Source organism: Streptomyces sp. NPDC056373 (assembly GCF_042262425.1).
In the GTDB taxonomy this organism is placed as follows: domain Bacteria; phylum Actinomycetota; class Actinomycetes; order Streptomycetales; family Streptomycetaceae; genus Streptomyces.
This window is the reverse complement of record NZ_JBHJPX010000054.1, coordinates 1-1551: the sequence shown is the minus strand read 5'-3', so window position 1 is coordinate 1551 and position 1551 is coordinate 1. Positions and strand designations below refer to the sequence as shown.

Here is a 1551-nt window from a genome sequence, read left to right as displayed (position 1 = left end):
CCTAAGGGCTGTCCCGCAAAGATCTTGAAGTCGCCGCAGGCATGGTGGGCCGCCGTGCGGCCCGCTTGCCTATCCGGCGAGAGCAAGGTTGTGCAACCGGGCGATGCCGAGCATGGCGTGGTGGACGCCGTCGCCTTTGAGGCGGCAGTCGCGGAGGATCTTCCAGGTCTTCATACGGGCGAAGACGTGCTCGATGCGGGCTCGGACCTGCTTGTGGGACTTGTTGTGCTCCTCTTTCCAGGCCGGGAGTTCGCTCTGCCCGCGCTGTCGGCGGTGCGGGATGACGAGTCCGGTGCCCGGGTAGCCGCCGTCGGCGATCGTGACGGTGTTGCCCACGGCGGCTTTGGCCCCGGACTCCTCCCACGCCTTGCAGTCGTTGCGGTTCCCGGCGAGCGGCTTGCCGACCACAACGACCAGCCGGGTGTCGGCGTCGATGACGACCTGGTGGTTGGTGGAGTACCGGTAGTTCTTCGACCGCTCGGCGACGGTGTGGTCCCGGGTGGGGATTAGGGTGCCGTCCACGATGAGGACGGTGTCCTTGGCGAATCGCTTGCGGGGCTGGAGAGCGAGCAGGGGTCCGAGGTGGTTGATGACTCGGCCGGCGGTGGACTTCGAGACACCGAACAGCGGAGCGAGCTGCCGCAACGTCAGATTGGTGCGCCAGTAGGCCGTGACCAGCAACACCCGGTCTTCCAGCGGCAGACTCCACTGCCGGCCTCGGTGGACCACATCTGCTCCATCACGCCGCAGCGTGGTCAGTAGTTTCCCGAAGCGGCGCGGGCTCAGACCCGCGAATGGGGTTATCCAGGACGGCTCCGATGCCGTGATCACACTCGCCACATCGTGATCATCACTCAGGCTGGCTCAATGCCGAGACGCTCCCGCAGCTACGCTGATCAGGGCAGTCCACAGTGCGCAAGACCCGGGGGAATCCGTGAATCGACCGCTGCTGTTCCTCGACGTGGACGGGCCACTCAACCCCTATGCAGCCAAGCCGGAGAGGCGCCCCGACGGCTACACCACACTCAGAGTTCCCCAGAACGACGCCCAACGGGGCGACACGGGCCTATCGTCCCGACGACGCCCTCTGCGAGTCTGGCTCAATCCAGAGCACGGACACATCCTGCTCCAGCTCGGCTTCGAACTGTGCTGGGCCACCACATGGATGGACGACGCCAACCGGTGGATCGCGCCGATCCTCGGCCTCCCGGAACTGCCCTTCGTCGACTTCGGCGACGTCCTACTCCAAGAACGCCCTGATGGAGTTCACTGGAAGACAGGGCCGGTGGTGGCCTACGCAGGCGGCCGTCCTTTCGCCTGGGTGGACGACGAGCAGAGCGAGCTGGATCAGACCTACGTGACCACGCACCACCAAGGGCCCGGGCTCCTCCACCACGTCAACCCGCGGATCGGCCTACGGGAGAACGACTTCCACACGCTCGCCGACTTCGCGCGGTCCCTGGACACCTCACGGACCACCGGCTGAGCACCTCGCCGCCCCTTCAGACTGCTCCGCACTCGGAGCCAAGATCTTTGCGGGACAGCCCTTAG

At 66.0% G+C, this 1551-nt stretch carries 2 protein-coding genes; one reads left to right on the top strand and one right to left on the bottom strand.

The genetic code is table 11. The features are described 5' to 3' along the window. Positions 1-69: 69 nt before the first annotated feature. Complete coding sequence (locus ACFCXS_RS39410; RefSeq protein WP_376648149.1) at positions 70-840, bottom strand: transposase; 771 nt, start codon at positions 838-840, stop codon at positions 70-72. Positions 841-934: 94 nt separating this feature from the next. Between ACFCXS_RS39410 and ACFCXS_RS39405 the strand changes: the two genes are divergently transcribed. Continuing rightward, positions 935-1486 (top strand): hypothetical protein, encoded by a 552-nt coding sequence (locus ACFCXS_RS39405; protein ID WP_105870321.1) that lies wholly within the window; start codon positions 935-937, stop codon positions 1484-1486. The last annotated feature ends 65 nt before the right edge of the window (positions 1487-1551 follow it).